General features: G+C 69.5%; 4 protein-coding genes. 3 read left to right on the forward strand and 1 reads right to left on the reverse strand.

Translation table 11 applies throughout. The features are described from left to right. The coding region (locus C667_RS19740; protein WP_004378354.1) for a dihydrolipoamide acetyltransferase family protein at positions 1 to 675 on the forward strand (675 nt) is incomplete at its 5' end. Between the two features lie 7 nt (positions 676 to 682). Here the strand turns inward: C667_RS19740 and C667_RS19745 are convergent. After that, the gene (locus C667_RS19745) at positions 683 to 3337 is read right to left on the reverse strand and encodes a bifunctional diguanylate cyclase/phosphodiesterase (protein ID WP_004378355.1); all 2655 of its coding nucleotides are present in this window, start codon (positions 3335 to 3337) and stop codon (positions 683 to 685) included. Between the two features lie 237 nt (positions 3338 to 3574). Here C667_RS19745 and prfB point away from each other — a divergent pair. Both prfB and C667_RS19755 read left to right on the forward strand, forming a co-directional pair. After that, a protein-coding gene (gene prfB, locus C667_RS19750) for a peptide chain release factor 2 (RefSeq protein ID WP_157302426.1) occupies positions 3575 to 4679 on the forward strand; the annotation gives its coding sequence in 2 pieces (ribosomal slippage) (positions 3575 to 3655 and positions 3657 to 4679; 1104 coding nt in all). Positions 4680 to 4729: 50 nt separating this feature from the next. Further along, positions 4730 to 5580 (forward strand): hypothetical protein (locus C667_RS19755; protein WP_004378357.1); only part of this gene is annotated, 851 nt, incomplete at its 3' end.

Here is a 5580-nt window from a genome sequence, read left to right on the forward strand (position 1 = left end):
GAGGACGTGCAGCGCGCTGCGCGCGTGCTCGCCGAGGCCGGCCCCGCCGAGCCGCTGCGCGGCGTGCGCCGGGCGATGGCGCAGAACATGAGCCTGGCGCAGAGCGAGGTCGCCGGCGCCACGGTGATCGACGATGCGGTGATCCACGCCTGGGCGCCGGGCACCGACGTCACCGTGCGCCTCATCCGCGCCCTGGTCGCCGGCTGCCGCGCCGCGCCGGCGCTCAACGCCTGGTACGAGAGCCACGCGATGGCGCGCCGGCTGGTACCGCAGGTGCATGTGGGCATCGCGGTCGACCTGCCCGACGGCCTCTTCGTGCCGGTGCTGCGCGACGTCGCCAACCGCAGCCCGGACGACCTGCGCCAGGGCCTGGAGCGCATGCGCGCCGACGTCAAGGCGAGGAAGATCCCGCCCGAGGAGATGCGCGGCCACACGATCACGCTGTCCAACTTCGGCATGATCGGCGGCAAGTACGCCTCGCCGCTGGTGGTGCCGCCCACGGTGGCCATCCTCGGCGCAGGGCGGGTGCATGAGCAGGTGCGCGCGGTCGACGGCGCCCCGGCGGTACGCCGCGTGCTGCCGCTGAGCCTGTCCTTCGACCACCGCGTGGTCACCGGCGGCGAGGCGGCGCGCTTCCTGACAGCGGTGATCGAGGATCTCGAACGCGCCGACTGAGGCCTGCTCAGCACAGCGCCTGTGTCGCTCGGGCGTCGAGGAAGTCCTCCAGCGCGGCGATCGGCCGCGGGGCGCTGAAGAGGTAGCCCTGATAGGCGGAGCAGCCGTTTCCGGCAAGGAACTCGCGCTGCTCCGCGGTCTCCACGCCCTCCGCGATCACGCGCAGGCCGAGGTTCTCCGCCAGCACGATGATCATGCGCGCGATCGCGGCGTCGTTCGGATCCACCAGGATGTCGCGCACGAAGCTGCGGTCGATCTTCAGCTGGTCGAGCGGCAGGCGCTTGAGGTAGGCGAGCGAGGAATAGCCGGTCCCGAAATCGTCCAGCGAGAAGCCCACGCCGCGCGCCTTGAGCGCTTCCATCTTCGCGCTCACCTTGTCGATGTCGGTCACGAGGGAGCTCTCGGTGAGCTCCAGGTCGAGCCGGCGGGGATCGGCTCCCGCATGCTCGAGCGCGGCGACCACGCCGGCGACGAAGTCCTCGTGCAGGAACTGGCGCGCGCTGACATTGACCGAGATCACCAACCGGCTGCGCTGCGGGTGGTCCGCCCACGCCGCCAGCTGCGCGCAGGCGGCCTCGAGCACCCAGCGTCCGAGCGGAAGGATCAAGCCGCACTCCTCGGCGAGCGCAATGAACTCGTCCGGCGGCACCAGGCCACGCACGGGGTGATGCCAGCGTACCAGCGCCTCCAGGCCGAGCACCGTCCCGTCCGCAGCGACCTGTGGCTGGTAATGCAACACGAACTGGCGCTGCTCCAGCGCGACCCACAGCCCGGCCTCGACGTCGGCGCGCGCGTGCACGTCGGCCTGCATCGAGGGGTCGAAGAAGCACACCGCGTTGCGTCCGCCGAGCTTGGCCCGGTACATCGCCATGTCGGCGCGTCGGAGGGGCTCGTCGATCGGCTCGTCGGCCAGCTCGCCGAAAAGGCTCACGCCGATGCTCACCGAGGTGCGATGTTCCGAGCTGCCGAGCTGGAAACGCTGGTTCAGCGCCGCGAGGATCTTGTTGCCCACCGCCGCCGCCTGCTCCGCCGCCTCGCGCCCCTCCCCGGCCAGCGCCTCCAGCATGACGATGAACTCGTCGCCACCGAGCCGGGCCACGGTGTCGTCCTTGCGCACGCAGCGCGCGAGGATCGAGGCGACCTGCACGAGCAGCCGGTCGCCCTCCTGATGGCCGACGGTGTCGTTGACCGCCTTGAAGTTGTCGAGGTCGATGAAGAGCAAGGCGCCGACCGTACCGTCCCGCGCGCAGCTCGCCTGTGCACGCTCCAGCCTCTCCATCAGCAGCCGCCGGTTGGGCAGCCCGGTGAGGAAGTCGAAGTAGGCCAGCTTCCTCACCTCGGCCTCCACCGACTTGCGCGCGGAGATGTCGCGCGCCGAGTTGAACAGCACCGTCCGGCCGTCCACCTCGAGCGGGAACGAGGTCACCTCGACCGGGTACGCGCTCCCGTCCTTGCGGCGATGCGCCGTCTCGAAGGTGTGCACTTCGCTCGACGCGAACAGCTCGCTCATCCGCGCGCGTAGCGCGTCCTCCGAATGGCAGGCATCCCAGCTCCCGACCTGCATGCCGACGACCTCGCTGCGCGATCGCCCGAGCATGCGGCAGAAGGCGTCGCTGGCCTCGATGACGGCGCCGTCGACATCGGTGATGTGAATGCCGTCGCTGGCGTTCTGCAGCAGGATGCGGCTGCGTTCGTTGGCACGGTCGTTCGCGGCGACCAGCCGGTAGAGGAGCCACGCCGCGAGCCCGGTCACACCAAGGAAGAGCACCCACAGCAGCATCGCCTTGCCGACGTCCTCCCGCCACTGGGCGAGGTAGTCCTTCTCGCCCCAGCCGACGACGACGAAGGCCGGCAGGCGCTCGAGCCGGCGGTAGGCGTTGATCCGCGCCACGCCATCGGCCGTTCGGGCACTGTAGAAGGACTGCGCGCGGACCTCGGAGGCGACGATCTCGCTCAGCTCGAGGGAGCCGCCGCGCCCGCCGATCACCCCGGCCGGGGCATCGAGACGCGGCCAGCGCGCGACCAGCGTCATGTCGAGGTCCCGCACCAGGGCAATACCGTGCGGCCCGAGCTGCAGGCCCGAGAGCAGACGCTGGAAGTGATCGGCCGGCACGGCTGCGGTGACGATGCCGGCGAAGCCGCCCTCGGGCGTGTTGTAGCGGCGCGAGAACACGACGATCCAGGTGTTGGCGATGCGCCCGTGCAGCAGCTTGCTCGCCCGGGTCTCGCCATCGTCCACCGCGCGATGATCGAGAAAGAACGGACGGTCTGCATAACTCGTGCGCGTCTCGGACGTGACCCGGTCGCCGAGCACAACGGTTCCCGCGGAGTCGCTCACGCGCACCTGGGCCGTCTGCGACAGCCCGTCACGATGCAGGACGATCGCCGAATCGAAATTGTCGCGCTGCAGCCGCCCCTTTTCGCGCAACTCGCGCTCGAGCCGAAGCTGGACCCCGCGCAGCATCAGATCGATCTCGCGCACCGAGGAGCTGACACTCTGGTCGAGCAGCAGGGCCAGGTTCTCGACCGTGGTGCGCACCTCGCGTTCCTTGCGGGATTTCGCCTCCAGCATCGCATAACCCAGCAGTCCCGCGACGAACAGGTTGAGCGCCAGCACCGTGGCGATCAGGCCCCCGAGGATCTTCCCGCTGTCGTGCTGCATGTGTCCGCCTGACGATTTCCTCGAGCATTCGCCGAGTGGATGACGGCATGCCGCCCCGTATTGGGGCGTGATTGTAATCGTCCCGCCTGCGCCTGCTCCACCCCGGGCACCGTCGACGAGCTGCGAGCCCCGCAGCTTCGCGGCGGCGACGAAGCCGCTTGTCGATGAAGCTCTCCTGCAGCTGACGGGTTCGCGGCGGTATAATGCGCGGTTTTCCAGATTCCGCCGGAGCCTCGCATGGAAGCCGAACGCCAGAACGCCATTGCCGAAAAACTCGCCGACCTCGCCGCCCGCGGTCGCGAACTACGGAGGTATCTTTGACTACGATGAGAAAGCATCGAAGCTCGAAGAGGTAAACCGCGCACTGGAAGACCCGGCAGTGTGGAACAACGCCGAGCGCGCGCAGGAGCTCGGCAAGGAGAAGCGCCAGCTCGAGGACGTGGTGCTGACGCTGCAAAAGATCGACGCGCAGTCGCGCGACCTCAAGGACCTCTTTGAACTCGCCGAGGCCGAGGACGACGACGACACCTTCGAGGCGGTCGAGGGCGACCTCGTCGAGCTGCAGGGCGCGATCGAGACGCTCGAGTTCCGCCGCATGTTCAGCAACCCGATGGACCCGAACAACTGCTTCATCGAGATCCAGGCCGGCGCCGGCGGCACCGAGGCGCAGGACTGGGCGGGCATGCTCGAGCGCATGTACCTGCGCTACGGCGAAAAGAAAGGCTTCACCGTCGAGCTGATGGAAGAGACCGAGGGCGAGGTCGCGGGCATCAAGAACTGCACGATCAAGTTCTCCGGCGAGTACGCGTACGGCTACCTGCGCACCGAGACCGGCATCCACCGCCTGGTACGCAAGTCGCCCTTCGACTCCAACGCGCGCCGCCACACCAGCTTCACCTCGGTGTTCGTGTTCCCCGAGGTCGACGACTCGATCGAGATCGAGATCAACCCCGCCGACCTGCGCATCGACACCTACCGCGCCTCGGGCGCCGGCGGCCAGCACATCAACAAGACCGACTCCGCGGTGCGCATCACCCACGAGCCCACCGGCATCGTCGTGCAGTGCCAGAACGACCGCTCGCAGCACAAGAACAAGGCCGAGGCCATGTCGATGCTGAAGGCGCGCCTGTACGAGGCCGAGCTGCGCAAGCGCCAGTCCGAGCAGCAGAAGCTGGAAGACTCCAAGAGCGACATCGGCTGGGGCCACCAGATCCGCAGCTATGTGCTCGACCAGTCGCGCATCAAGGACCTGCGCACCAACTATGAGGTCGGCAACACCCAGGCCGTGCTCGACGGCGACCTCGACGACTTCATCGGCGCCAGCCTCAAGCAGGGCGTCTGAGTGCCCGACGCCGGCCGGGTCCGGCCGGTGATCGCGCCTCCTCTCCACCGATGACGGATCCCTTCCTCTCCGACTTCCTCGCCGCGGGCGTGGACGCCGACGAAGTGCCCGAGCTCGCGGCGCTGAACGCCGCGCGCCCGCTGCTCGACGCCTTCATCACGCTGTTCCGCGGCACCGAGGCCGAGGTGCTGATGCGCCTCCTGGTGCTGCGCGAGATCGGCCGCGAGGCCGACGCGCCGCGCTGGGCGCCCGAGGCGCTGCGCGCACGCTTCACCTACCTCGACGCGGTCAAGCTCGAGACGGTGCTGAAGCGCCTGCGCGACAACGGCCTGCTCGCGATCGGCGAGGACGGCCACTACGCGCTCTCCGACCACGGCCGCAACGCGGTGGCGGCGATCGCCATGCTGCTGCGCTTCGGCGAGGAGGAGGACGCCGAGCTCGGCTTCCTCACCGCCCAGCTCGCCGGCCTGCAGGCGGTGGGCGGCATCACCGCCGAGTCGCTCGGCCACCTGCTCTCCAAGCTCAACGACCTCACCTGGCACTTCGAGGAGGCGATCGCCTCCGGCTCCGAGTTCCGCATCCTCGACGCCCGCCGCCGCCTGTCGGCCAACGGGCGCTGGCTGGAGCGCGGCACCGAGCTGCTCAACAGGCTGCTCGCCGACCCCGAGGTCGACTTCGACATCGCCCGCATCGCGCAGCGCATCGGGCTGGCGCAGTCGCGCCTGGCGCGCGCCGACGCCTCCTTCCAGCGCGCGCTCAACAAGATCGAGGCGCAGCGCGTGACGCTGGGCGCCTCGGGCATCTCGTCCTCGGACGTCGCCGCCTGGCTGCGCGGGCTCGGCGCGGCGGCGCTCGCCACGCTGGCGGCCGAGGCCTGCGCGAGCGTGCCCGAGCTGCCGCT

Origin of the sequence: Thauera phenylacetica B4P (genome assembly GCF_000310225.1) — a bacterium.
GTDB lineage: Bacteria > Pseudomonadota > Gammaproteobacteria > Burkholderiales > Rhodocyclaceae > Thauera > Thauera phenylacetica.

Excerpts from the sequence above, each read along its gene's own strand:
- C667_RS19745 (WP_004378355.1), bottom strand. The coding sequence starts at position 3,337 with ATGCAGCACGACAGCGGGAAGATCCTCGGGGGCCTGATCGCCACGGTG.